The organism is Streptomyces sp. NPDC059788, from assembly GCF_042732265.1.
In the GTDB taxonomy this organism is placed as follows: domain Bacteria; phylum Actinomycetota; class Actinomycetes; order Streptomycetales; family Streptomycetaceae; genus Streptomyces.
Genome location: NZ_JBHWHY010000005.1, coordinates 1 through 26039, shown reverse-complemented (window position 1 = coordinate 26039; position 26039 = coordinate 1). Strand labels below are relative to the sequence as shown.

The window sequence follows — 26039 nt, the reverse complement described above, 5'->3', positions numbered from 1 at the left end:
CAGCCACGGGGGCGCCCGCCGCGCGCGGCGCCCCCGGTCACCACCCCTCCGGCGAAGGCACAGAGAACATGGGCACACCGACAGACACCGGCTCCCCCAGCGGCCCCGGCACCGTATCCGCCATCCCGCGATGGCACACCGGGCCACGGCGGGCCGGCGCGCCCGCCACCGTCCACACGTGCCGGGTCCCCGACGGCCTGGCCCCGGCGCTCACCGGGCTCGCCGGACGGCTCGGTGTGCCGGTCGGCGCCGTCCTGCTCGCGGCGCACGCCAAGGTGCTGTCGGCGCTCACCGGTGAGACCGACGTGCTGACGGGCCGGACCGCGCCCGGCGGCGACGGCACGCACCGGCCGTGCCGGGTGCCGGTGGCGGACGGCGACTGGGAACAACTGGTGCTGGCCGCCCACCGCGCGGCGGACGCGACGGCGGGCACCGAGGACACGGACCGGCGCTACGAGGTGGTGTGCGACCTCTCCGGGCTCGGCGGGGCCGCGAAAGCGCCCGGACCAGGGCCGGAATCCCCGGCGGACACCGGCTCGCAGCCCGTCCTGCGCGTCGCCTTCGGCGGATCGCCGGAGGAAGGGCTCCACCTGCGGCTGGACGGCCGCGGCGACGTCGTCGACCCGCCGTACGCGGAGCGCATCGCCGGCTACCACCTGACGGCCCTGGCACACCTGGCCGCCGACCCGCGGGCCGCGCACCACCGGCAGAGTTTGCTCTCCGCGGACGAACTGGCGCACCAGATCGACGGCCTGGCGGGCCCGGACCGCCCGGTGCCCGACCGGCGCGTCCACGAACTCTTCGAGGAACGGGTACGGCTGCACCCCGACCGCGTCGCCGCCGAGCACGACGGCACCCGGTGGACGTACGCCGACCTCAACCGCCGGGCCAACCGCGTCGCCCACGCCCTGCTGCGCCGCGGCCTCCAGGCCGAGGACGTGGTGGCCGTGGTCACCGAACGCAACCTCGGCTGGCTGGCCGCGGCCCTCGGCGTCTTCAAGGCGGGCGGCGTCTACCTGCCCGTCGAACCGCACTTCCCGGCCGCCCGCGTCGCCGCCATGCTCACCCGCAGCGACTGCCGCTTCGTGCTGACCGAGCCCGGCTCCACCGTCACCCTCGACGAGGCGCTGACCGGCCACGGCGCCACCGCGCGCCTGCTGGTCCCGGAGGTGAGCGCCGCGGAAGCGGACGGCGCGCACGACACCGACCCCGGCGTGCCCGTCGCCGCCGGACAGCTCGCGTACATCTACTTCACCTCCGGCTCCACCGGCGAGCCCAAGGGCGCGATGTGCGAGCACGCGGGCCTGGTCAACCACCTCTTCGCCAAGATCGACGACCTGGAGATCGGCCCGGAGCAGACCGTCGCGCAGACCGCGCCGCAGTGCTTCGACATCTCGCTGTGGCAGCTGGTCGCCGCCCTCGTGGTGGGCGGCCGTACGCGCATCATCGGGCAGCGGGAGATCCTCGACGTACGGCGCTACGTGGACAGCGTCGTCGAAGGGGACGTGGAGGTCCTCCAGGTGGTGCCCTCCTACCTGGAGGTGATGCTCACCTACCTGGAGGAGCAGCCGCGGCCCCTGGGCCGGCTGCGCAGCGTCTCGGCGACCGGCGAGGCGCTCAAGAAGGAACTGGCCGAGCGCTGGTTCGCGGCGTACCCCGGCATCAAGCTGGTCAACGCCTACGGCCTCACCGAGACCTCCGACGACACCAACCACGAGGTGATGGACCGGGTCCCGGAGCAGGACCGGGTGCCGCTCGGCCCGGCGGTCAACAACGTCCGGGTCTACGTCGTGGACGAGTGGCTCAATCCCGTACCGCTCGGCGCGCCCGGCGAGATCGTCTTCTCCGGCGTCTGCGTCGGCCGCGGCTACATCAACGACCCCGAGCGCACCGCCGCCGCCTTCGGCACCGACCCGCACCGGCCGGGGGAGCGGCTCTACCGCTCCGGCGACATCGGACGCCGGCTCCCCGGCGGCAGCCTGGAGTTCCTCGGCCGCCGGGACGCCCAGACCAAGATCCGCGGATTCCGCATCGAGATCGGCGAGATCGAGAACCGGCTGCTGCGGGTGCCCGGCGTACGGGACGCCGGAGTCGTGGTGCTGGAGAGCCCCGACCACGGCAAGCACCTCGTCGCCTGCTACGCCGCCGACGCCCCGCTCGACGAGGCGGCGATCCGGCAGGCCCTGGGCGCCGCCCTGCCCGCGTACATGGTCCCCCAGTACTTCCACCACCTGCCCGCCCTGCCGCTGACCGGCAACGGCAAGACCGACCGCAAGGCCCTGGTCCGGCACGCCGGTGAACTGGCCGCGGTCCGCACCGCGTCCGGCGCCGGGCAGGAGGCCGCGGCGCCGCGGACCGAGACCGAACGCCGGCTGGCCCGCCTGTGGGCCGCGGTGCTCCGCATACCCGTGGAAAGCATCGGCCGCGACCAGCACTTCTTCGAATCCGGCGGCACCTCGCTGTCCGCCGTGCGGCTGGGCGTGGCCATCGGGGACACGGTGGCGCTGGAGGACATCGTCCGGCTCCCCGTCCTGTCCGAACTCGCCGCGGCCATGGACGAGAACGACCAGCAGAAGGACATGAGCGCATGACACAGCCGCCCGCCACCGAAGCCGCGCCGCGCCGCGCGGACGCTCCGGCCCCGCACCCGGCCCCGGCCCTTGAGGCCGCCCTCGAACTCGCCCCCGGCAGGCCCCCGGTCCTGCACGTGGACGCACCGGTCGCGGCCCCCGCCCTCGCCGACTGGGCCGCCGAGCACGGCCCGGCGCTGGAGTCCGTGCTGCTGCGGCACGGCGCCGTCCTCGTACGCGGCCTGGGCGTGCGCGACGCCGCCGCACTGGGGCGGCTGGCCGAACCGTTCACCGGGCCCACCGTGCCGGAGCGCGAGGCGTTCGCCCGCCGCCGCCCGCTCGGCGGCCCGGTGTTCTCCTCCCTGGAGTGGCCGCCGGACCAGCCCATGTGCATGCACCACGAGCTGAGCTACGCGCTGGAGTTCCCCCGGCTGCTGGCCATCGGCTGCTTCACCCCGCCCGCCACCGGCGGCGTCACCGGCCTCGCGGACGCCCGGCAGATCCTCGCGGACCTGCCAGCGGAGATCACCGAGCGGTTCACCCGCGAAGGCTGGGAGCTGACCCGCTCGTACAACAGCGTGGTCGGCGTCGGCTGGCAGGAGGCGTTCGGCACCGAGGACCGCGCCGAGGCCGAGGCGTACTGCGAGGCCAACGGCATCGCCTACGAGTGGCAGCCGGACGGCAGCCTGCGCACCCGCCAGCGCCGCTCCGCGGTGATCGGCCACCCGCTGACCGGCGACCGGGTCTGGTTCAACCAGATCGCGTTCCTGAGCGAGTGGACCATGGAACCGGCCATCCGCGACTACCTGGTGCGCCAGCTCGGCCCGGAGGGCCTGGCCTTCAACACCCGGCACGGCGACGGCACCCCCCTCGCCCCGGAGACCGTCGCGACCGTCAACGAGGTCTACGAGGCCGCCACCCTGCGCGAACCGTGGCAGGCCGGCGATGTGCTGCTCGTCGACAACATCCGGATGGCGCACAGCCGTGAGCCCTTCACCGGGCCGCGCGAGGTGGGCATGGTCCTCGGCGCCCCGGTACGGCTCGCCGACTGCCCGCCCGCCCACTCCTGACCGCCGCAACCGCCCCCACCGCCCACCGACTCCTCGGAGAAACGGAGCCACGCTCCCTCATGTCCGTCCGGATTCCCCCCTTCGCCGTCGTCCCCGGCTCGCAGGTGCACCAGGTGCTCTCCGGGCAGGAGGAGCGCGTCATCGCGCTGATCGAAGAGGCGTACCGCGTCCACGGCGAGGGCGACACGGTCAACCCGCCGTCGTACTTCCTGCGCTTCCCCGACCGGCCCTCCTCGCGCATCATCGCGCTGCCCGCCTCCATCGGCGGGCGGAGCCAGGTCGACGGCATCAAATGGATCTCCAGCTTCCCGGAGAACATCGACGCGGGCATCCCGCGCGCCTCCGCCGTCGCCGTGCTCAACGACCGGGCCACCGGCTACCCGATCGCCTGCATGGAGAGCTCCATCATCAGCGCCGCGCGCACCGCGGCGTCCGCCGCCCTCGCGGCCGACGTGCTGACCAGGGAGCGCGGCCGGCCGCGCCGCGTCGGCTTCTTCGGCACCGGCTTCATCGCCCGCTACATCCACACCTACCTGCACGGCGCGGGCTGGACCTTCGACGAGGTCGGGGTGCACGACCTCGACCTGGAGCACGCGGGCGGCTTTCGCGCGTACCTGGAGCGCAGCGGCGCCACCGGGCAGGTGACCGTGCACGAGCGCGCCGAGGACCTGATCAGGTCCAGCGACCTGGTGGTGTTCGCGACCGTCGCCGGCACCCCGCACGTCACCGACACCGCGTGGTTCGGCCACAACCCCGTCGTCCTGCACGTCTCGCTGCGCGACCTGGCCCCCGGCATCATCCTGGAGTCGGCCAACGTCGTCGACGACATCGAGCACTGCCTGAAGGCCGACACCTCCCCGCACCTCGCCGAACAGCAGTCCGGCAACCGCGACTTCATCGACGGCACCCTGTACGACGTCATGGCGGGCCGGGTCGACCTGCCCACGGACCGGCCGGTGGTGTTCTCGCCGTTCGGACTGGGCGTCCTGGACCTCGCGGTCGGCAAGTACGTCTACGACCAGGTGGCCGCGGAAGGCACATTGCAGGTCGTCGAGGACTTCTTCCACGAGACCAGCCGCTACGGAGACGGCACGGCGCCGACGACGGGCGCGGCGGCCACGCCGGGCCCCGCGGACGGCGGCCCGGCCGGTGGCGGCCATGCGTGAGGCGGGGTGGCCGCGGTGCCGGTGATCACCTCTCCCCAGGAATTCAACACCGACGACCTCTACGTCGACCTGCGCCCGGTGCTGGGCACCGCACTGCACCTGAAGTGCGAGGGCTTCAACTTCGCCGGCTCCGTCAAGCTCAAGGCCGCCGCCGCCATGGTCAAGGCGGCCGAGCGCTCCGGCGCGCTGCGCGAGGGCTCGGTGCTGGTGGAGTCGTCGTCCGGGAACCTGGGCGTGGCGCTCGCCATGATCGCGGCCGACCGGGGCTACCGCTTCCGGTGCGTGACCGACGCGCGCTGCAACCTCGGCACCCGGCGGCTGATGGAGGCCATGGGCGCCGAGGTGCACACGGTCAACAGGCCGGACGAGGAAGGCGGTTACCTCGGCGCGCGCCTGCGCCACGTCCGTGAACTGTGCGCCTCCGACAGCCGCTACGTGTGGCTGAACCAGTACACCAACCCGTACAACGCCCTCGCCCACCAGCACACCACCGCTCCCGCGATAGCCCGCCAGTTCCCCGCCCTGGACGTGCTCTTCGTCGGCGCGGGCACCACCGGCACGCTGATGGGGTGCGCCCGCTGGTTCCGGCAGTGGACGCGTCCGGTGACCGTGGTCGCGGTCGACGCGGCCGGTTCGGTGACCTTCGGCGGGCCGCCGCGCACCCGCATGATCCCCGGGCTCGGCGCGGGCGTGCGGCCGCCACAGCTCGACCACTCCCTGGTGGACGACGTGGTGATCGTGCCGGAGCCGGAGACCGTACGCACCTGCCACCGGCTGGCCGCGGCCGGCTTCCTGTTCGGCGGGTCCACCGGGACCGTCGTCGCCGGTGCGCGGCGCTGGCTGGCCGCGCACCGCTCCGGCACCCCGGTCACCGCCGTGGCGATCTCGCCCGACCTGGGCGAGCGCTACCTCGACACCCTCTACCAGGAGTCGTGGGTACGGAACGTCTACGGCGACGCGGTGTACGAGACGGGCCCGGAGGGCGGGGACGGCACGGCGCAGGACGGCTGTCCGGCGGCGGAGCCCTGCGCGCCGGTCGCGGGGACCGCGGCGCGGTGACCGCACGCCGCCGCACGGCCACCGCGTCCGCCCGCCCGCCGCTACGCGGGGGCGGGCGCCCCGTCCGCCTCCGCGGCGCGGGCGGTCAGCGCCCGGCGGTCGACCTTGCCGTTGGCGTTGCGCGGCAGGGACGGCAGCCGGTGCGCGGTCTCGATGATCGCGTACCGGGGCAGCTGCCGGGCGCAGTGCCGCTTGAGGTCGATGAGCGAGGGGTCGTGCCCGTCCGCGGCGACCACGTACGCCACGAGGACGGCGTCGATTCCGGTGCCGCGCACCACGGCGGCGGCCTCGGCGACCCCCTCGTGACTCTGCAGCACGGCCTCCACCTCGCCCAGTTCCACCCGGTTGCCGCGGACCTTGACCATCGCGTCGCGGCGGCCGACGAACTGGAAGGTGCCGTCCTCCAGGACCAGTGCGATGTCCCCGGTGGCGTAGGTCCGGTCGGTGACCGGCGGGCGGCCCCAGTAGCCGAGCATCACGCTCGGCCCGGTGACGATCAGCTCGCCCTCCTCGCCGGGGCCGGCCGGCCGCCCGTCGGGCCGTACCGCGACGACCGTGTCCCCGCAGACCGGCCCGCCGATCGGCACGGGCAGCAGGCGGTCCGCCGGAATGTCACCGACCTCGTGGGCCGTGCAGACGGTGGTCTCCGTCGGCCCGTAGAGATTCATGAACCGAATGTCCGGAAAATGCTGCCGGAGCTGCCGCAGCGGCCCGATCGGAAAGGATTCCCCGGCGAACAGCAGACTGCGCAGCGACGGCACATCGGTTTCCAGCAGACCGCCGTGCCGCATCATCAGCATCAGGGCCGCCGGCACCGAATACCAGACGGTGATTTCATGGTCGGTGAGAAAACGCACCAGCGCCTTCGCGTGGTACGCCGTCTCCGGCGGTACGAGATGTACGGAACCGCCGACGGAGAACGGGACGTAAACGTCGATCACCGTCATGTCGAAATGAAAAGGAGCGTGATTGGAATGACGGTCGGCGGCCGTCGCGCCCTGCGCCTGCGCCGCCCATTCGACCCACGCCCACGCACTGTTGTGGCTGTGGCAGACGCCCTTGGGCTCCCCGGTGGAACCGGACGTGTAGAGGATGAACGCGAGGTCGTCGTCGGTGATGTCCGGCTCCACCACGTCCGGGCCGGGCCGTACCGGTCCCGCGGGCAGCCGTGCCCAGTCGCCGCCGTCCGGCCAGGCGGTCATCACCGGGGCGCCGGCGTCGTGCTCCGCGAGCGTGGCGGCCCGCTGCGCGGGGGCCGCCACCAGGGCCGGAGCGAAGTTCCGGACCAGTTTGGCCACCCGCGCCGGCGGTGCCTGCGGGTCGAGCGGCACATACGCGGCGCCCAGCCGCAGCGTGGCCTCCATGAGGGCGACGGCCGCCACCGACTTGTCGAGCCAGATGCCGACCCGGTCGCCCGCGCGCACGCCCCGGGCGGCGAGTTCCCGGGCGAGCCGGTCCGCCCAGGCGTCCAGTTGTGCGTAATTCGCCGACCCGTCCGGACCGGTGACGGCCAGGGCGTCCGGAGTCCGCCGGGCCGCCGCCCGGACGAGGTGGTGCAGTTTCACAGTCAGGTCTCCATGTCTGTCTGGCCCGGCCCGCCCGGAATGCATCAAGTTTCTTGACAGTCAACCCGGCGAAACAGTAGCGTGATTTACCGTCAGGTGCAGCGCGTGCGGCCGCTCGGTGGGAGAATGCGGCGGAATGCCGACGGAAAGCCTGACGTCAACTCTGGGGGAGATAAATGAAGGATAGCGAGACCTTTGACGCTGTCAAGGGATTCATCGAGGAGCACGTCCTCAAAGGGCAGGGCGAGGTGGAAGCCGATACCCCGCTGCTGGAATGGGGGATTCTCGACTCGCTCTCCGTCGCCCGGCTCGGCGCATTCGTCGAGAAACGTTTCGGTGTCGAGCTGCCCGGCGACACCCCGCTCGCCGAGAAGTTCCACAGCCTGGACAGCGTCGTGACGTTCGTCGGCGAGCTGCGGGCCGCCGCATGACCGAACGGCTGGCGCTGTCCGCCGCCCAGACCGGCGTCTGGGTCGCCCAGCAACTGGACCCGGACGACCGGTCCTTCAACATCGCCGAGTACTGCGACATCGAAGGCCCTGTCGACTCCGCGCTCTTCGAGGCGGCGCTGCGCGAGGTGGTGGCCGCCACCCCGGCCCTGCGCGCCCGCTTCGGCCTCGGCGAGGAAGGGCTCTGCCAGGACATCGACGACACCGTGGACGTACCGCTGATCCACGAGGACGTCAGCGCCGAACCGGACCCGCGCGCCGCCGCCGAGCGCCGGATGCGCCAGGAGCTCGCGCGGCCCTACGACCTCGCCTCGGGACCGCTGTTCAGCTGGGCGCTCTTCAAGGCGGGCCCCGAGCGGTACTTCTGGTACCGCGCGGCCCACCACGTCGTCGTGGACGGCTTCGGCCTCTCGCTCGTCGCCGCGCACGTCGCCGACGTCTACACCGCCCTGGCCACCGGCCGCCCGCGCCGCCCCCGCCCGCCCGGCACGCTCGCCGAGGCCGTCGCGGCGGACGGCGCCTACCAGGACTCCCCCGAGTTCGAGGCGGACCGCCGGTACTGGCTCGACCGGATGGCCGGCCAGACCGAGGTCGCGAGCCTCACCGGCCGGCAGCCGCCGGCCACCCGCTCCTACGTACGGCACAGCGGCCACCTCGGCCCCGGCGACGTCGGCGACCTGCGCGCCGCGGCCCGCCAACTGGAGGTCACCTGGCCCGAGATCGTCCTCGCCGCCGTCGCCGTGCAGCTGCACCGTGCGACGGGCGTGCGCGAGGTGGTCCTCGGCCTGCCGGTCACCGGACGCACCGCGCCGATGCTGCGCCGCGTACCGGCCATGCTGACGAACACGGTCCCGCTGCGGGTCACGGTGACGCCGCGGCACACGTTCGCCGAGGTCGTCGCCGAGGTCTCGGCGCGGCTGGAGGAGGCCGTCGCGCACCAGCGCTACCCGCAGGAGCGCCTGGTGCGGGAGCTGCCGGGACTGCCCGAGGGCCGCAAGCAGTTCGGCCCCGACGTCAACATCATGTCCTTCGGCTTCGGCTCCGGCTACGCGGGCCACCCGGCCACCGTCCACAACCTGGCCGCGGGGCCGGTCGAGGACCTGACCGTGAACGTGTACGACCGCCTGGACGGCCAGGGCCTCCAGGTCTCCTTCGACGGCAACGACGGACTGTACGACCGTACGGAACTGGCCGGGCACCTCGACGCCTTCCTCGGCCTGCTGCGCTCCGTACCGGAAATGCTGGACGGCCGGCCCCTGGGGCAGGGCGCCGCGCGCTGAACGGCCCGGCGGCCCGCACCGCGCAGGTGCGGGCCGCCGGGCGCGCGCCCTCTCGTTACGCGAGTGCGCCGGCCAGCCGTTCCACCGGGGTGGTGTCCCGGCCGACCAGGAAGTCCGGGCGGCCGGGCCGGGCCGGTGCGTTGCGCACCGAGTTGTAGGTGATCAGCAGCACCGCGCGCCGGTCGTCCGAGAGGTTGTCGGTGGACGAGTGGACGATGCTCGGGTGGAAGGCGGTGATCGCGCCCGCCGGGCCGGTCATCCTCTCCGGCGGGAAGTCCGCGGCGAGTTCGCGCACCCGCTCCTCGGACACGGTGTGCGTCAGCCGCGCCGAGACGTGCTCGTGCCAGTCGCGGCCGGTGACCGCCCGCGCCGCCTCCGGCGCCTCGATCAGCCCGAGCCGGTGCGAGCCGGTGAGCACCGTCAGCGGGCCGTTGTGCTCGTGCACCTCGTCCAGGTTGACCGCGATGTTCACCGCGTCCGCCGCCGGCATGCCGTCCTCGTGCGCCCAGAACGCGAAGTCCTGGTGCCAGGGCCACTCCTGGCCCTCGCGCGGGCTCTTGATGTTCACCTTGAACTGGTAGACGTACACCCGGTCGCCGACCAGTTCCTCGGCCAGGTCCAGCAGCAGCGGATGCCGTACGAGCTGCGCGCACACGTCGTCGTACCCGTGGCAGCCGTGCAGGGCCCGGACGGTGTCGCTGCCGGCTTCCTGTACGACTTCCGGCCGTGCGGTGCGGGAAATCGCCGCGACGCTTTCCCGTACCTTTCGCAAAGCCTCCGGAGCGAGCCGGCCGGGCATCGCGAGCCATCCGCTGCGTTCGTATTCCTCGCGTGCATTTCGCGGCACAGCGGTTCCCCGTGACATGTATGTCGTCTCCTCTGTGATGTGCCGCTCCCATGACGGTCCGTGGACGTCGGGTCAGCGGCGTGGAATGCGGCGGACGGGCCGCGAAGAGAGGGACGGCGGCGCCGGGCCGCGCAATGGGCCCGCACCGGCGGGACGGCGGGCCGTACGCACCGGCCGCCCTTTTTCCAGCCCCCGTTCAACACGACCAGTTAACTCCAGCCGTGATCCACCGCGCAACCGTCCCGGGGGACCGCCACGGAAACGGAACGCGTTCTTTGGCGGGGAGCGGGAAATGCGGCGCGGCGCGTCGGCGGCGGGCCGGGTCCGTGCGCCGCGCGCGGGCGCCGACCGCGCACGGGCGGCCGTCGCGCCGCGTCCGCCGGGCGTGCGCCGCGGCCGTCGGCGAGCGGCCGGGGCGGCCCTGTCCAGTCCGTTCGGACCGCCCGCTCCCGCTTTCGGTTGCTTCGTCCAACTACCCCCTCTGAGCTGGCCTTTCCTGGCCCGACGGCGCGCCATGACCTGACATTTCGCCATAGAGCGCACACAGGGACGCGTGCTAGCATCCCGGTGTTCGACAGGGCCGGAACAGGTCGTCAGGATCATGGGCCGACGGGGGCGCGAATGATGACAATCGACGAGAGAGCGGACGCGGTGACGAGCACCGCAGCCCGCCGCGGCGGCGCGATCCGGTGTGCGGCCGGCCGCCGCACCGCACCACCACGCCGTCCGGCGGCCGACGCCGCGTAGCGGGCCCCGGTCCGGCGGGCGAATCCGGAAATACCGACAGTCGTCGACCCCCGCGAGCGGTCCGCGCCCTGCCCGAAACGGCAGCGGCCCGGTACGCGCACCGGTGCGCGGCGCGGCGGCCATACGCCGACGCGCTCCGGCCCGGCGCGCCCGTTCCGGCACCACCACCACTGCGGACAGCGGAATTTCGCGCCGGGTCTTTTCCCTGGGGAAAGACCGAAGCACTCCGGGCCACGGCCGGGACGCGCACCGACTAGGAGCGGAACAATCCATGAACAGTCAAGTAAGCCTCGGGCTGCTGGTGGACCAGGCGTTCTACGGTTCCCCTTACCAGGGCAAGGACGCATGGCGGGCCGCCGCGGAACTGGGCGCCGAATGGATCTGCATCGTCGAAGAGGCGATGGAACTGGCGCCGGAACGGCTGCTGCAATTCCGCAACGACGCCGACGCGGTGGGCCTGCCGATCAGCCTGACGGCCTGTCACGCCTTCGGCCTCAGTGATTTCCGCGACGTCGTACGGGAGTTCCACCTCAAGCGCGCCGAGGCACATATCGATCTCACCGGGGAACTGGGCGGCGAGGTCATGAAACTGCTCCTCGGCGACTGGTTCTGGCGCGCCATGTGGCCCGAGGAGGCGCAGTGGCAGCTGCTGGCCACCTCGGTCCGGCGGCTCGCCGACTACGCCGAGGGCCGCGGCATCGCGCTCAGCGTCAAGCCGGAGCCGATGCGGACCTCGCTGGTCACCGATGTCGACGACCTCGTACGGCTGCTGGACGACGTCGGCTCCCCGGCCCTCCAGGCGAACGTCGACGTCTCGCACCTCGTCGTCGCCGGCGTGAGCGCGTCCGAGGTCGGGCGGCTGCCCGGCCGCGTCAACAGCGTCGACTACTCCGACTCCAACGGCACCTACCACGAGCACCTGGTGCCGGGCGAGGGCGTCGCCGACATGGCCGCCTTCACCGAACAGCTGCTCGCGGTCGACGCCGCCTGGGTCGGCGTCGAGGTCGGCCCGTTCTCCGACCCGGAGAACGCCTACGACAAGGTCGGCCGGGCGATGGCCCGGTCCCGCGAGTTCTTCGACACCGCGGCGGCGCGGCGTGTCTGAAACCGAAACCCTCCCGGAGGCCCCCGTGGCGAACCCCGAAGACAGCGCGTCCATACCCGCGGACCCGCTCCAGCTCGTCCGCCAGGCGTGGCAGGACGTGCTCGGCACCGACGACGTGCCCCTGGACACCGGCTTCTTCGACGCGGGCGGCAACTCGATGCTGCTGGTCATGCTCAGCGACGAGCTGTCCGACCAGTCCGGCCGCGAGCTGGAGGTCGCCGAGCTGTTCCGGCACGACACGGTGCGCGCCCAGGCCCGCCTGCTGGACCCGTCGTACGAGCCCGGGGCCCCGGCCCCCGCGGCGGCGGCCCCGGCCGGTCGCGGCCGCCTGCTGGGCAGCGCCCGCCGCGGCCGTACGGACGCCGCGCCCGCCGCGGGCCCGCAGCAGCCGGAAGGGTCCGCCGCGCGATGAACAGCGAGACCGCCGTAGCGGTGGTGGGCGTCGGCTGCCGGTTCCCGGAAGCCGCGACCCCGGAGGAGTTCTGGAGCAACCTCGACAAGGGCGTGGTCTCGCTCCGGGACATCCCCGCCGAGGACCTGCGCCGCTGCGGTGTGTCCGCCGAGACGGCCGCCGCGCCGGGCTTCGTGACCCGGTCCGGCTGGATCGAGGACCCGGAGCTGTTCGCCGCCGAGTTCTTCGGCTACCCGCCCGTCGAGGCCGAGCTGATCGACCCGCAGCAGCGCCTCTTCCTGGAGGCGTGCCGGGAGGGCCTGGAGCGCGCCGGCCACCTGCCGAACGGTGCGCACGGCCCGCAGATCGGCGTGTTCGCCGGGGCGAGCAACAGCACGTACAACACGCTGCTCCAGTACGCCCGCGCCCGTACGGAAGGCCCCGCCGCCTTCGACGACCTGGCCACGCAACTGGGCGGCGGCATCGACTTCATGGCCCCCCGGGTCTCCTACAAGCTCGGTCTGCGCGGCCCGTCCCTGGCCGTGCAGACCGCCTGCTCCTCCTCGCTGACCGCCGTGCACTACGCGGTCCTCAGCCTGCTCTCGGAGGAGTGCGACATCGCCCTGGCGGGCGGCAGCGGACTGTCGTACCCGTCCGTCGGCTACCAGTACCAGCCCGGCGGCGTGCTGTCCGAGGACGGCTTCTGCCGCGCCTTCGACATCCGCTCCACCGGTACGGGCGCGGGCTCCGGCATCGGCGTCGTCGTCCTGCGCCGCCTCGCCGACGCGCTCGCCGACGGCGACCCGGTCCTCGCCGTGATCCGGGGCAGCGCGGTCGGCAACGACGGCGCCCACCGGCCCGGCTTCACCGCGCCCAGCCCGGACGGCCTGGCCTCGGTCGTCGCCGCCGCGCTCACGGTGGCCGGCACCGACCCGGCGGACCTGCGGTACGCCGAGGCGCACGGCTCCGGCACGCCCCTGGGCGACCAGGTCGAACTGCGCGGCCTGATCGACGGCCTGCGCGCGGCGGGCGGCCGGGCCGCCGACCGCAATTACTGCGCGCTCGGCACGGTCAAGGCGAACATCGGGCACGCCGGATCGGCCGCCGGCATCGCCGGGCTGATCAAGGGCATCCACCTCGCCCGCACCGGCCACCTGGTGCCGCACCCGATGTTCGAGCACGCCCGCGACCCCGGCGTCCTCGCCGACAGCCCCTTCCGCGTCCCCACCGAGCTGGAGCGGTGCACCGACACCGCCCGGCAGGTGCTGGTGAACTCGATGGGCCTGGGCGGCGCCAACGCGTCCGTCGTCCTCGCCCCGCCGCCGGAGCCGGTGCGCCCCTCCGCGCCCGCCCGGCCCGTCGTACGGCTCCAGCTCTCCGCCCGTACCCGCACCGAACTGGACGCGCTCTCCCGCGGCCTGGCCGACGAGATCGACCAGGACCGTGCCCCCGCCGGGGACATCGCCCACACCCTGCGCGTCGGGCGGCAGGACTTCGCCGAGCGCCGGGTGGTCACCGCGGCCCCCGACCGGCTGGCCGCCGCCCTGCGCCTGCCCCGGCCGCCCGCCGCCCGCACGGTACGCGCCGGTACGCGCCGCCCCGTCCTGGCCGTCACCGCGACCGGCGAGCACGCCGAGCAGATACGTACGGTGCTGCTGGCCGCCCTCGGCGGCCGTACCGAACAGCACGGCGCCGTCCCCGCCCCGCTGCCCGCCGACGCCTACCTGCTGATCCTCGGCGAGGGGGAGAGCGGCCCCGGCCGCCACGTCCTGCCGGTGGACCCGGCCGAGGACCGCGCGGCCCGCGACGAGCGGATCGCCGCGGCGCTCGCGGACGCCTGGCTGCACGGCGTCCCGGTGGACGCCCGCGCGCTCGACGACGGCACCGGCCGGCGCGTCGCGCTGCCCACGTACCCGTTCACCCGGCGCCGCTGCTCGGCGCTGGACGATTCGGTGTTCACGGTGCCGGGCGCCGCAGCCACGGACCCCGCACCGCGGGCCGCGGCGCGCGCGCAGTCCGACGCGCCCACCGGGCTCGAAGGCGAACTGGTCTCCCTCTGGGAGGAACTGTTCGGCATCGACGGCATCGGCCTGCACGACGAGTTCGGCGCCCTCGGCGGCACGTCCCTGCTCGGCCTGCGGATGACGCTCGAAGTGCAGGAGCGGTACGGCACCCTGCTCAACCTGCACCGCACCGGCGGCAGCCGGGCCACCGTCGCCCGCGTCGCCGAGGCGGTCCGCGGCGCGTCCGGCCGTACGGACACGGAAGGCTCCAGCGGCACGGACACCGGCCCCACCGCCGGTGCGGCTCCCGCCACGCACCCCTCCGACGCCGCCCTCATCGACGCCGACCTCGCGCTCGAACTCCCGCCCCTCGCCCCGCGCGAGGCCCCGCCCGGCACGGACGTCCTGCTCACCGGCGCCACCGGCTTCGTCGGCGCCTTCCTGCTGCACGAACTCCTCCAGGACCCCGGCTACCGCGACAGCCGCGTCTACTGCCTGGTCCGCGCCGACGACGAGGACCACGGCCGCCGGCGCCTGCGCGAGACCGCCGCGCGCTTCCGGCTCCCCGAGCCCGATCCGGCGCGCGTGCACATCGTCCCCGGCGACCTGCGGGACATCGCCGAGGTGTGCGAGACCTTCCGCGACGGCGAACTGGCCCGCCGCACCGGCCACGTCGTGCACTGCGGCGCCCACGTCGTCTTCACCGAGCCGTACGAGGTCCTGCGCCCGGCCAACACCCTGGCCACCTACCACCTCCTCGGCTGGATGCGCCGCCACGGCATCACGGACATCAGCTACATCTCCACCCTCGCCGCCTGCGGCCAGGCCCTCGGCTCCGAGGGCCGGATGCTGGAGCGCCGCGAACAGCCCCTGGACCCCGAGGCCGGCGGCTACGGGATCTCCAAGTGGGTCAGCGAACGCCTCCTGGACAAGGCCGAACGGGACGGGATGCGGGTACGGGTCTTCCGCCCCGGCCTGATCGGCGGCGACACCGCCACCGGCGCCTGCAACGACCTGGACATGCTCTGGCGGCTGGTCGCCGCGTGCCTGGCCGTCGGCGCCCACCCGGCGGACGACATGCCGCTGCCGGTGGCCCCCATCGACCTGGTGGCCCGCGCCGTCGTCCAGCTCGGCCGGGAGCCCGGATCGGCGGGCCGCGCCTACCACCTGGTCGGCGAGGAGGCCACCACCTTCGCCGCGCTCTTCGCCGAACTGGGCGCGCTCGGCGCACCGACCCGCCCCGTACCGGTCGCGGAGTGGGCGCGCCTGGCAGGCCGGCGGGCACTGGAGACCGGCGACCCGGTGCTGTCGACCATGGCGCTGTACGAGACCCACGACCTGGACACGCCGCGGGTGGACGTGGAAGGCCGGCTGTGGGGGGAGTGGCTGCGCGACCGCGGCCTGGACCCCCGCCTCGACGGCGCACGGGCCCTGCTGGCCCTGCGCCACCTCGCCGGTCACCCCTCCTTCGCGGCCCTGTTGACCGACGTGACGGAAGGCGCCTGACCCAGTGACCACCGACGGGACCACCGGTGTGACCACCGATGCGACGACAGACGGGACGACGATGGACGACGGATGGGGCGACGGCCGGCTGGCCGTCGTCGGCGCCGGGGTCATGGGCACCGCCCTGGCCACGCTCGCCGTGGGCCGCGGCCTCCCGGTGCTGCTGATCGACGTGTCCGAAGCACAGCTGGAGCGCGCCCGCGGGGCGGTGCGCCAGCAGCTGCGGCACGCCCGGCTGCTGGGCAAGCTGCCCAAGGGGCCGGACGGCGAACTGACGCTGAGCACCTCGTACGAGCGGCTGGACACCGCGGCGGCCGTCATCGAGGCGGTCACCGAGACCACCGACGCCAAGACCGAGGCGCTCGCCGCCATCTCGGCCGCGGTCCGCCCCGGCACACTGATCGCCTCCAACACCTCGGCCGTACCGGTCGACGAGCTGGCCGGTTACACGAAGCAGCCGCACGACGTCGTCGGCACCCACTTCATGAACCCGCCCTACCTGATCAGGGCGGTCGAGGTGATCCGCGGCCCGCGCACCGGCGACGCGGCGATGGCGGCGCTGGACCGGCTGCTGACCGCCCTGGACCGGGAGGCGATCGTGGTCGGCGACGGCCCCGGCTTCGTCTCCAACCGCATCCTGATGCGGGTGATCAACGACGCGGCCCGGCTGGTCGCCGAGGGCCGCGCCGACGCCGAGTCCGTCGACCGCGTCTTCACCGGCTGCTTCGGGCACCGCACGGGGCCGCTGGCCACCGCGGACCTGATCGGCCTGGACAACATCGTCGACACCCTCAAGGTGCTGCACGAGCGCACCGGCGACGACGGATACCTCGCCTGCGACCTGCTCCTGGACAAGGTGCGGGCCGGCGACTTCGGCCACAAGACCGGCAACGGCTTCTACTCCTACGGAGGAACGCGCGCATGACCACCGTCGACAACCAGGCCGGCGCGGCCACCGGCGCCGAGGACGTCCAGCGGCGCCTGGTGGCGTTCCTCAGCTCCCGCACCGGCGGCGACTGGGCCGTGGACCAGGACCTGTTCGCCTCCGGGGCGTTCTCCTCGCTGTTCTCCCTGGAACTCCTCCAGCACGTCGAGCAGGAGTTCCAGGTCACCGTCGAGGGCGACGACCTGACCCTGGACAACTTCCGTACCGTGCCCGCCATCACCGCGCTCGTCGTGCGGCTGCGCGGCGAAGGAGCGGCGGGGCAGTGACGGCACAGGCGACCGCGGACGCCGCCACCGCGCTCGGCGAACTGGTCGGTGACCGCGCCGAGGAGTGGGACCTGGCCGGCCGCATCCCCGCGGAGACGGTACGCGAGGCGTCCCGGCGCGGACTGCTGTGCGCGCAGGTCGCCGCGGAGCACGGCGGCCTGGGCCTGGACAGCCGCGCCAACGGCGAACTGACCGCACACGCCGGGTCGCTGTGCAGCTCGCTGCGGTCGCTGATGACCTCGCAGGGCATGGCCGCCTGGACCGTGCAGCGCTTCGGCACCGCCGCGCAGCGCGGCACGTTCCTGCCCCGGCTCACCGGGGGAGAGACGGCCGGCGTCGCGTTCTCCGAGAGCGGGGCGGGCAGCGACCTGTCGGCGATGCGCACGCAGATCCGCCGCGACGGCGACACGGTGCGCGTCACCGGCGACAAGATCTGGGTGACCGGGGCCGCCTACGCGAGCCTGCTCGTGGTCTTCGGCACCTACGGTTCCGGTGCGGCCGTGGTGGTCGTACCGGCCGACGCCCCGGGCGTACGGATCGAGCGGGTGCCGGACCCCATGGGCTGCCGGGCCGCCGGCCACGCCGACGTGCGCCTGGACGACGTCCGGGTACCGGCCGGCCACCTGCTGTCCGGTGCCGGACTGCCGGTCGCCCTGCTCGCCACCACCGCGCTGACCTACGGCCGGCTCTCGGTCGCCTGGGGCTGCGCCGGCATCCTGCGGGCCTGCGTGGACAGCACGGCGGCGCACGCGCGCACTCGTGAACAGTTCGGGAAACCGCTCGCCGACCACCAGCTCGTCGCCCGGCACCTGGCCGAACTGGCCGTCGCCGAGCAGATCGCCCTCAGATGCTGCGAACACGCCAGCGCCTGCTGGGACGAGAACCGGCCCGAGCTGGGCACCCAGGCCGTCGTCGCCAAGTACGTCGCCTCCAGGGAAGCCACCCAGGGCGCCGCCGCGGCGGTCCAGGTCATGGCCTCCCGCGGGGCGCGCGACGGCCACCCGGTGGCGCGGGCCTACCGCGACGCCAAACTCATGGAGATCATCGAGGGCAGCACGGAGATCAGCCAGCTGCTCCTCGCGGACCACGTACGGACGGGCCGGGGATGACGACGACGGACACGGGCAGCGGCACGGACACGGCCATCGGGGTGGGGGCCGTGCACTGCCTCCTGCCCGACGAGCTGATACCCGTCGAGAAGCTCGACGAGTTCGCTCAACTGCCGCGCGAAGAGGCCGAGTTCGTGCGCGACTGCGGCATCCGTACGGTCGGCCGGTTCGCCGGTGAACCGACGGCCGCCGGCCTCGCCGCCCAGGCCGTACGCGAACTGCGCGAGAAGGACCCGGCGGCCCCGGACCCCGACGTCCTGGTGGTGGTCGGCGCCCGCGCCCCCGACGTACTGCTGGGCTCCGGCTCCGGCCGTGTCGAGGCCGAGGCCGGACTCGGCTCCGCCTTCTCCTTCGTCCTGGACGGCCTGGGCTGTACGGGCTCCAGCTCGGCCTGGGCGCTGGCCCGGGACCTGCTCGTGGCCGACCCGGCCCGGCAGTCCGTCATGATCGCGCACGCCAGCCGCCCGGTCGCGCTGGACCGGGTGCGCCACCCCGTCACCATCGTCGGCGACGGCGCCTTCGCCATGACCATGGTCCGCGGCGGCCGGCCCGTGCTGCGTGCCCACCGCCAGGAGACCGACGGCAAGTTCCACGACCTCCTCCAGGTCGACTACAAGAGCGCCCCCTGGTACGAGTGGCGCGAGGAGGTCGGCTCCGTCGACCGGTACCGCTTCGAACTGGCCCTGCACAGCCAGCAGCACCTCAAGCGCATGGTCGGGCAGGTCCTGGAGGACGCGGGCGTGGAGCGGCAGCAGGTCGCCGCCACCCTCATGCAGAACGTCACCGCGTCGGCCTTCCAGTTCTACGAGACCCTGCTCGGCCTGCCCATCCACCCCGTGTGCACCGAACACCTCCAGTCGTACGGGCACACCGGCGCCATGGACGTGGTGCTCAACCTGGACCGGCTGCCGGCCCGCGGCGAACTGGCGCCCGGCGACCTCGTCCTCGTCCTGAACAACAGCCCCGTCGCGGCCTGGGCCGTGACCCTCTGGGAGGTATGACCGGCATGGCGGGCACCGAGACGGCGGAGACCGGGACTTCCACGGACGCGGCGGGGACAGCCGTACGTCCCGCGGTGAAGTGCCTGGTCTGGGACCTGGACAACACCCTGTGGCAGGGGACCCTGCTGGAGAACGACGAACTGGGCCTGCGGCCCGGCGTCCTCGAAACGCTGAAGGCCCTCGACGAGCGCGGCGTCCTCCAGTCGGTGGCCAGCCGCAACGAGTACGACGACGCCTGGGCCCGGCTGGAGAGCCTCGGCGTCGCCGAGTACTTCGTGCTGCCGCACATCGGCTGGGGCCGCAAGTCCGACGCCGTACGCGCCGTCGCCGAGCAGCTGAACTTCGCGCAGAACACCATCGCGTTCATCGACGACCAGCACACCGAGCGCGCCGAGGTCGCCTACCACCTGCCGGACGTGCGCTGCTACGACGCCCCGGAGGCGGCTGGCCTGCCGGACCTGCCCGACTTCGCCCCCACCGTCACCACCGACGCCCGCCGCCGCCGTGCCATGTACCAGGAGAAGTTCCGGCGCGAGCGGGCCCAGAGCGAGTTCAACGGCCCGGACGAGGACTTCCTGCGCTCCCTGGACATGCGGATGCGCATCGCCCGCGCCCACGAGGACGACCTCGCGCGCGTCGAGGAACTGACCCTGCGCACCAGCCAGATGAACGCCACCGGCGTGCACTATTCGGACGCCGACCTGCGCGCCCTGCTCACCGACCCGGACCACGAGGTGCTCATCACGACCGTCGAGGACCGCTTCGGCTCGCACGGCGCGGTCGGCGTGGCCCTGCTGGAGCGGACGCCGGGCAGCTGGCGCCTGAAGCTGCTCGCCACCTCCTGCCGGGTGGTCAACTTCGGCATCGGCACCCAGGTGCTGCGCTGGATCGCCGACCAGGCCACCCGGGCCGGGGTGCACCTGGAGGCCGACTTCCGGCGCACCGAACGCAACCGGATCATGGAGGTCGCGTACCGGTTCGCCGGCTTCGACTCCAAGCCGTGCGCGTGCCAGGAGGGCCGGGAGCCGGGCGCCGACGCCCCGGCGGACGTCCAGCGCCTGCACCTGGTCCCGCAGCGGCAGGCCGCCCCCACGACCCTCACCGCGACCGGGCCCGCCCTGTGGTCCGGCGACGGCACCGGGAAACCGTGGGCATGACGGACGGCGCCGCGGCGGGCCCCGGCCGGGGCGCCTTCGGCCGGCTGTGGGCGTCCACCGCGGTGTCCGCGCTCGGCGACGGCGTACGGCTGACCGCCCTGCCGCTGCTCGCCCTCTCGCTGACCACCGACCCGCTGCTGATCTCCCTGGTGACGGTCGCCAACTGGCTGCCGCTGCTGCTGTCGCCGCTGGCCGGCGTCTGGGCGGACCTGGCCGACCGGCGCGCGCTGCTCATCGGCGTCGACCTGCTGCGGGCCGCCGCGGTCCTGGTCCTCACGCTGACGGTGGTCACCGGCGTGGTGAGCCTGCCGGTGGTCTGCGCGGTGGCGGCGGTGCTCGGGCTGGGCGAGACGGTGCACATCGTCGCGTCCCAGTCGTACCTGCCGATGGTGGTGGACACCGCCCGGCTCGCCGCCGCCAACGGGCGCCTCCACGTGGCCCAGCTGATCTTCCGCGACTCCGCCGGACAGCCGCTCGGCAGCCTCGCCTTCGTCGCCGGCGCGGGCCTGCCGTTCCTGATCGACGGGGTGTCGTTCCTGCTCGGCGTGGCTCTCCTGGTCACCCTGCCGCGTTTTCCCGCCCCGTCCGCCGGCCCCGCCGAGCCCGGCGCCGCGCCGCGCTGGCGCACCATGATCCTGGACGGCGTACGCCTGCTCCGCACCGACCGGCTGCTGGCCACCCTCGCGGGCATGCTCGGCGCGCTGAACTTCTGCATGGCCGTCACCGGCACGCTCGAAGTCCTCTACGTCGTGCGCTGGCTCGGCCTCCCGGAAGCCGCCTTCGGCGTGTTCCTGGCCGTCGGCGCGCTCGGCGGCATCGCCGGCGGGCTGCTCAACGCGCGGCTGGCCGCCCGGTTCGGCACGTTCCCCGCCGCGCTCGGCGGCATGGTCCTGATGGGCGTGGCGATGCTGCTGACCGGCCTGGTGCGGCACGCGGTCGTCGCGGCCACGGGCTTCGCCCTGATGGCGCTGGGCGCCGCCGTCTACCAGGCACTGACCGTCTCCTTCCGCCAGGCCACCACCCCGCCCGACCAGCTGGGCCGCCTCAACGGCGTCTACCGGCTGGTGGGCACCGGCACCATCCCGCTGGGCGCGCTGGCGGGCGGCGCGCTCGCCAAGCTGGTCGAGGTCAACGTCCCGTACCTGGCCGCCGGAGCCGGTGTGCTGCTGCTGTTCGCGCTGGTCGCGCGTCCCGTCGTACGGATGGGGACGGCGCTGGAGAAGCGCGCCGCGGCCCCGGACGCACCGGCGGAGGCCACGACGTGAGCAGCGACCCCGCCCCGACGCACCCACCGTTCACCGCCGAGCCCGTCCCCGCCGTGCCAGCCGTCCCCGCCGTGCCCGTCCCCGTGGAGCCCGCCTTGGAAGACCGCACCCTCTACCAGTGGTTCGCCGACTCCGCCCGCCGGTGGCCCGACGCCCCGGCCCTCGAACTGGGCGAGCAGACCCTGACCTACGGCGAACTGCACCGCAGGTCGCTCGCCCTGGCGGCCCGCGTCCTCGACGCGCAGCCCGCCAGCGACGGGCCCGCGCGCCCGCCCGCCCGCATCGCGCTGGTCGCCTCCCGCACGGTCGCCGCGTACGTGGCATACCTGGCCGTGCAGCGCCTCGGCTCCTCCGCCGTACCGCTCAACGCCGACCACCCGCTGCCCCGCAACCTCGACATCGCGCGCCGCGCCGGGGTCGGCGCCGTCCTCGTCGGCGAGGAGCACCGTGACACCTTCGCCGGCCTGCCCGCGGACTTCCGGCCGCCGGTGACCGTCGTACCGGCGGACGGCGCCGGCCTCCCGGAGCCGCCCGCCGACGCCCTGCCCGCCCACCCCGGCGACCCGGAGGACGAGGCGTACCTGCTCTTCACCTCGGGTTCGACCGGCCGCCCGAAGGGCGTGCCGATCCGCCACCGCAACGTCTCCCCGTACGTGGCGTACAACATCGCCCGCTACGAGGCCGGCCCCGGCTGCCGCATGTCGCAGACCTTCGGCCTGACCTTCGACCCGTCCGTGTACGACCTGTTCGTGGCGTGGGGCTCCGGCGCCACCGTCGTCGTACCGGACAAGGACGAGGTCTACCGGCCCGTGGACTACGTGCTGCGCCGCCGCCTCACCCACTGGTTCTCCGTTCCGTCCCTGGTCACCACCGCCGAGCGGTACGGCAACCTGCCGCTCGGACAGGTCACCACGCTGCGCCACAGCTGCTTCAGCGCCGAGCCGGTCACCGCGCAACTGACCTCGCTGTGGCACGAGGTGGCGCCCGGCAGCCGTATCCACAACCTGTACGGCCCGACCGAGCTGACCATCACCTGCACCGACCACGAACTTTCCGACGGCGGGTCCGCCGCGGGCAGCGCCAACGGCACCGTGCCCATCGGACAGCCGTACCCGCACATGGAAGCCGTCCTCCTCGACGAGGAGGGGCGGCCCTGCGACGACGGGGAACTGTGCGTGCGCGGCGCCCAGCGCTTCGACGGCTACCTGGACCCGGCCGACAACGCCGGACGGTTCGTCCACTACGAGCCGGGCGCGCCCGCCGCCCCGTACGACGGCACCGGACCGCTCACCCGCGACCACTGGTACCGCACCGGCGACCGGGTCCGCCGGGAGGACGGCCGGCTGGTGCACCGCGGCCGGCTGGACAACCAGGTCAAGATCATGGGGCACCGGGTGGAGCTGGGCGAGGTCGAGGCCGCGATGCGGCGCCACCCCGAGGTGAGCGACGCGGCCGTGGTGGTCGTCCGGGTCAAGGACGAGGTGCGGCTGCTCGCCGCCTACCTGGGCAAGGAGATGCGCGCGCACGAGTTCAGCCACTGGCTGCGGCAGCACGTCCCGCTGCACATGGTGCCCCGCCGTATCCGCCGCCTGGAGGAGCTGCCGCACAACGACAACGGCAAGCTCAACCGCCAGCGGCTCGCCGAGCTGCTGGCGTGAGGGGCGGTGCTCAGGTGCCCCGGCCCTCCAGCCCGGCAGGATGCCCCGGACCGGTGTGCGCGGCCAACGCGCCGATGCGGGGGCGCGCCGTGCTCACCACGGCCGCGACGGCGTCCCGGCGCGGGTCCGTGTGGTCGAGCACGTACAGGTCGCCGTGGCAGGACAGGCGTTCCCGGGCCGCGTCGCGCACGCCGGCTCCGTCGGGCAGGCCCGCGAGGTCCACGGCGGCCAGCCCGCCCAGCGTGGCCCTGCCCAGCTTGACGAAGCACTCCTTGCGGACCCACTGGCGCAGGAAGTACGCGTCCGGGTCGGCGTGTTCGCGCATCGCCGCCCGCTCGGCCGCGCTCAGCACCCGGCCCGCCGCGCCCCGCACACTGTCCGGCAGCGTCCGCCGCTCCACGTCCACGCCCACCGGCTCGTGGCCCGCCGCCGCGGCCACCACACCCGTGGTGTGCGACAGACTCACGTACACCTGCGGCAGCCCGGCGAGGCCCGGCCTGCCGTGCTCGGCGGAGCCGCAGCCGGGGCAGTGCTGCTCCAGTACGAGGCCGTCCGCCGGCCGGTCCAGCAGCCGGGCGGCGCAGAGCCGCACCAGCACGTGCGCGGCGACGAAGTCGGCCCGCGGGCCCGCGGCCAGGAACGCGTCGGCGCGCCGCCGCTCCACGCCGGTGAGCAGCCGCTCGTACGCCGGGACCGCGCCGAGCACCTCGTCCGTACCCGCCACCACCGCCACCGGCTGTCCGCTCGCCCCCATGGCGATCACCTTTCCAGAGCGCACACGGCACGGGCAAGGCAACCGCATTCCCGCTTTCGCACCTTTTGAACGGCCCGCTCCAGGCGCCGGCCGACGAGTGGAGGACCAGTGAACGACATGACGCAGGCGACGGCCGCCGCCCCCTTCCCGGAACTCTTCGCCCGGCAGGCGGCGCGTACCCCGGACGCCACGGCGCTGGTCTTCGAGGACGTGACGCTGTCGTACCGCGAGCTGGACGCGCGGGCCAACCGCCTGGCGCACTGGCTCACCGGGCAGGGCGTGGGCCCCGAGACCCGGGTGGCGCTGGTCCTGCCGCGCTCGGTGGAGCTGGCGGTGGCGCTGCTCGCCGTCCTGAAGGCGGGCGGCGCGTACGTACCCGTCGACCCCGAATACCCGCGGGCACGCCGCGCCTTCATCCTCGACGACGCGGCCCCCGTCCTCGTCCTCGACGAGGAGACCCTGCCCCGCGACCTGTCCGGCCACCCCGACACCGACCCCGGGGCGGCCCTCACCCCCGCCCACGCCGCCTACGTCATCTACACGTCCGGCTCGACGGGCCGCCCGAAGGGCGTCGTGGTCCCGCACGCGGGCCTCGCCGGGCTGGCCGCCGCCCACGCCGAGCGGTTCGCGGTGACGGGGGAGAGCCGCGTCCTGCAGTTCGCCTCGCCCAGCTTCGACGCGTCGGTCGCGGAGATCTGCGTCGCGTGGCTGTCCGGCGCCGCCCTCGTCATGGCGCCCGCCGCGCGCCTGCTGCCCGGCGGCGGCCTCGCGGAGCTGGTCGCCGGACAGCGCGTCACCCACGCCACCCTCCCGCCGTCCCTCCTGGCCGCGCTCCCGCCGCACACCACCCTGCCGCAGATCACCTCCCTGACGGTGGCGGGCGAGGCCTGCCCGCCGGACGTGGTCGACCGCTGGTCGCGTGGGCGCCGCATGGTCAACGCGTACGGCCCGACGGAGACCACGGTGTGCGCCTCGGCGGGCGAGCCGCTGTCCGGCCGCGTGGTGCCCCCGCTCGGCACGCCGATCGCCGACGTGCGCCTGCACGTGCTCGACGCGGCGCTGGCCCCCGTGCCGGACGGCGGCACCGGCGAGCTGTACGTCACCGGCTCCGGCCTGGCCCGCGGCTACCTGGACCGTGCCGGACTGACCGCGGAGCGCTTCGTGGCCTGCCCGTTCGGCCCGGCGGGCGCGCGGATGTACCGCACCGGCGACGTGGTGCGCCGCCGGGACGGCGGCGGCCTGGAGTTCGTCGGCCGCGCCGACGACCAGGTCAAGGTGCGCGGCCACCGCGTCGAGCCGGGCGAGGTCGAGCAGGTCCTCGGCGCGCACCCGGGCGTCGGGCAGGCCGTGGTCGCCGCCCGCGAGGACCGGCCCGGCGATATCCGCCTGGTCGGCTACGTCGTACCGTCCGACGGCCCCGCGCCGGCCGACGGGGCCGACAGCCACCAGGTCGGCGAGTGGCAGGAGATGCACGACCTGGTCTACGCCGACGAGGCCAAGGCACAGGACGACGAGCCGCCGTTCGGCGAGGACTTCAGCGGCTGGAACAGCAGCTACGACGGCACCGCGATCCCCGCCGGCGAGATGCGCGACTGGCGCGCCGAGACCGTACGGCGCATCCTCGCCCTCAAGCCCCGCCGCGTGCTGGAGATGGGCGTCGGCAGCGGCCTGCTGCTGTCGCAGGTGGCGCCCGCCTGCGAGGCGTACTGGGGAGCGGACTTCTCGGCCCCGGCCGTCGAGCGGCTGCGCCGCCAGGTCGCCGCCGTACCGGAGCTGGCCGGCAAGGTCGAGCTGAGCTGCCGGCCCGCCGACGTCACCGACGGCCTGCCCACCGGCTACTTCGACACCATCGTGATCAACTCGGTCACCCAGTACTTCCCCAACGCCGCGTACTTCCTGCGTGTCCTGGGCCGCGCCGTGGACCTGCTGGCCCCCGGCGGCCGGGTCTTCGTCGGCGACATCCGCAACCGGCGCCTGCTCCGGCTCTTCCGTACGGCCGTCGAGCTGACCCGCGCGGGCGCCGACGCCGAGGCGACCGCGCTCGGCGCGCTGATCGACCAGGGCGTCCGCCTGGAGAAGGAACTCCTCGTCGACCCGGACTTCTTCGCGGCACTGCCCGCCGAAC

The 26039-nt window shown here is 74.1% G+C and carries 20 protein-coding genes; 17 read left to right on the top strand and 3 right to left on the bottom strand.

Features of this window, described 5'->3' with window-relative positions; genetic code table 11:
• Nucleotides 1–68 precede the first annotated feature (68 nt).
• The 4 genes from ACFV57_RS05965 to sbnA are packed head-to-tail and all read left to right on the top strand — an operon-like array spanning nt 69 to nt 5865.
• Complete coding sequence (locus ACFV57_RS05965) at nt 69–2591, top strand: amino acid adenylation domain-containing protein (RefSeq protein ID WP_385226163.1); 2523 nt, start codon at nt 69–71, stop codon at nt 2589–2591.
• Nucleotides 2588–3640, top strand: coding sequence for a TauD/TfdA family dioxygenase (locus ACFV57_RS05960; protein WP_385226161.1), 1053 nt, complete (start codon nt 2588–2590; stop codon nt 3638–3640). Before ACFV57_RS05965 ends, ACFV57_RS05960 begins: the two co-directional genes overlap by 4 nt.
• A gap of 59 nt (nt 3641–3699) precedes the next feature.
• A complete protein-coding gene (sbnB, locus tag ACFV57_RS05955) occupies nt 3700–4806 on the top strand; it encodes a 2,3-diaminopropionate biosynthesis protein SbnB (RefSeq protein WP_385226159.1) in 1107 nt (368 codons plus the stop codon).
• A 15-nt stretch (nt 4807–4821) separates the two neighbouring features.
• The gene (gene sbnA, locus ACFV57_RS05950) at nt 4822–5865 is read left to right on the top strand and encodes a 2,3-diaminopropionate biosynthesis protein SbnA (protein ID WP_385226157.1); all 1044 of its coding nucleotides are present in this window, start codon (nt 4822–4824) and stop codon (nt 5863–5865) included.
• 41 nt (nt 5866–5906) lie between these two features.
• Here sbnA and ACFV57_RS05945 read toward each other — a convergent pair whose 3' ends face one another.
• Nucleotides 5907–7475, bottom strand: coding sequence for an amino acid adenylation domain-containing protein (locus tag ACFV57_RS05945; RefSeq protein ID WP_385226155.1), 1569 nt, complete (start codon nt 7473–7475; stop codon nt 5907–5909).
• 131 nt (nt 7476–7606) lie between these two features.
• Between ACFV57_RS05945 and ACFV57_RS05940 the strand changes: the two genes are divergently transcribed.
• Both ACFV57_RS05940 and ACFV57_RS05935 read left to right on the top strand, forming a co-directional pair.
• A complete protein-coding gene (locus ACFV57_RS05940) occupies nt 7607–7861 on the top strand; it encodes an acyl carrier protein (protein ID WP_385226153.1) in 255 nt (84 codons plus the stop codon).
• Nucleotides 7858–9159 carry a condensation domain-containing protein gene (locus ACFV57_RS05935; RefSeq protein ID WP_385226151.1) on the top strand — a complete coding sequence of 434 codons (1302 nt, stop codon included), beginning with the start codon at nt 7858–7860 and terminating at the stop codon, nt 9157–9159. Before ACFV57_RS05940 ends, ACFV57_RS05935 begins: the two co-directional genes overlap by 4 nt.
• A 55-nt stretch (nt 9160–9214) precedes the next feature.
• Here ACFV57_RS05935 and ACFV57_RS05930 read toward each other — a convergent pair whose 3' ends face one another.
• A complete protein-coding gene (locus ACFV57_RS05930; RefSeq protein ID WP_385226149.1) occupies nt 9215–10006 on the bottom strand; it encodes a phytanoyl-CoA dioxygenase family protein in 792 nt (263 codons plus the stop codon).
• Nucleotides 10007–11024: 1018 nt separating this feature from the next.
• On the opposite strand from ACFV57_RS05930, the gene ACFV57_RS05925 reads away from it, so the two are divergent.
• From ACFV57_RS05925 to ACFV57_RS05880, 10 genes are all read left to right on the top strand, one after another.
• Nucleotides 11025–11858 carry a sugar phosphate isomerase/epimerase family protein gene (locus tag ACFV57_RS05925; protein ID WP_385226147.1) on the top strand — a complete coding sequence of 278 codons (834 nt, stop codon included), beginning with the start codon at nt 11025–11027 and terminating at the stop codon, nt 11856–11858.
• Between the two features lie 25 nt (nt 11859–11883).
• A complete protein-coding gene (locus tag ACFV57_RS05920) occupies nt 11884–12270 on the top strand; it encodes an acyl carrier protein (protein ID WP_385226145.1) in 387 nt (128 codons plus the stop codon).
• Nucleotides 12267–15758 (top strand): thioester reductase domain-containing protein, encoded by a 3492-nt coding sequence (locus ACFV57_RS05915; RefSeq protein ID WP_385226143.1) that lies wholly within the window; start codon nt 12267–12269, stop codon nt 15756–15758. Before ACFV57_RS05920 ends, ACFV57_RS05915 begins: the two co-directional genes overlap by 4 nt.
• 61 nt (nt 15759–15819) lie before the next feature.
• Nucleotides 15820–16683 (top strand): 3-hydroxyacyl-CoA dehydrogenase family protein, encoded by an 864-nt coding sequence (locus tag ACFV57_RS05910; protein ID WP_385226491.1) that lies wholly within the window; start codon nt 15820–15822, stop codon nt 16681–16683.
• The gene (locus ACFV57_RS05905) at nt 16680–16970 is read left to right on the top strand and encodes an acyl carrier protein (protein ID WP_385226141.1); all 291 of its coding nucleotides are present in this window, start codon (nt 16680–16682) and stop codon (nt 16968–16970) included. The genes ACFV57_RS05910 and ACFV57_RS05905 overlap by 4 nt, the downstream gene beginning before the upstream one ends.
• On the top strand, nt 16967–18079 hold the full coding sequence (locus ACFV57_RS05900; protein WP_385226139.1) for an acyl-CoA dehydrogenase family protein: 1113 nt from the start codon (nt 16967–16969) through the stop codon (nt 18077–18079). Before ACFV57_RS05905 ends, ACFV57_RS05900 begins: the two co-directional genes overlap by 4 nt.
• Nucleotides 18076–19080, top strand: coding sequence for a 3-oxoacyl-[acyl-carrier-protein] synthase III C-terminal domain-containing protein (locus tag ACFV57_RS05895; protein WP_385226137.1), 1005 nt, complete (start codon nt 18076–18078; stop codon nt 19078–19080). The genes ACFV57_RS05900 and ACFV57_RS05895 overlap by 4 nt, the downstream gene beginning before the upstream one ends.
• The gene (locus tag ACFV57_RS05890) at nt 19077–20237 is read left to right on the top strand and encodes an HAD-IIIC family phosphatase (RefSeq protein ID WP_385226135.1); all 1161 of its coding nucleotides are present in this window, start codon (nt 19077–19079) and stop codon (nt 20235–20237) included. The genes ACFV57_RS05895 and ACFV57_RS05890 overlap by 4 nt, the downstream gene beginning before the upstream one ends.
• The gene (locus tag ACFV57_RS05885; RefSeq protein ID WP_385226133.1) at nt 20234–21502 is read left to right on the top strand and encodes an MFS transporter; all 1269 of its coding nucleotides are present in this window, start codon (nt 20234–20236) and stop codon (nt 21500–21502) included. Before ACFV57_RS05890 ends, ACFV57_RS05885 begins: the two co-directional genes overlap by 4 nt.
• Entirely contained in the window at nt 21499–23160 is a 1662-nt protein-coding gene (locus ACFV57_RS05880; protein ID WP_385226131.1) for an amino acid adenylation domain-containing protein, read from the top strand. The genes ACFV57_RS05885 and ACFV57_RS05880 overlap by 4 nt, the downstream gene beginning before the upstream one ends.
• A 10-nt stretch (nt 23161–23170) precedes the next feature.
• On the opposite strand, the gene ACFV57_RS05875 is transcribed toward ACFV57_RS05880, so the two are convergent.
• Nucleotides 23171–23914 carry a 4'-phosphopantetheinyl transferase family protein gene (locus ACFV57_RS05875; protein WP_385226129.1) on the bottom strand — a complete coding sequence of 248 codons (744 nt, stop codon included), beginning with the start codon at nt 23912–23914 and terminating at the stop codon, nt 23171–23173.
• Between the two features lie 117 nt (nt 23915–24031).
• Here ACFV57_RS05875 and ACFV57_RS05870 point away from each other — a divergent pair.
• Nucleotides 24032–26039, top strand: a 2008-nt coding sequence (locus ACFV57_RS05870) for an amino acid adenylation domain-containing protein (RefSeq protein ID WP_385226489.1), incomplete at its 3' end; no start/stop codon positions are given.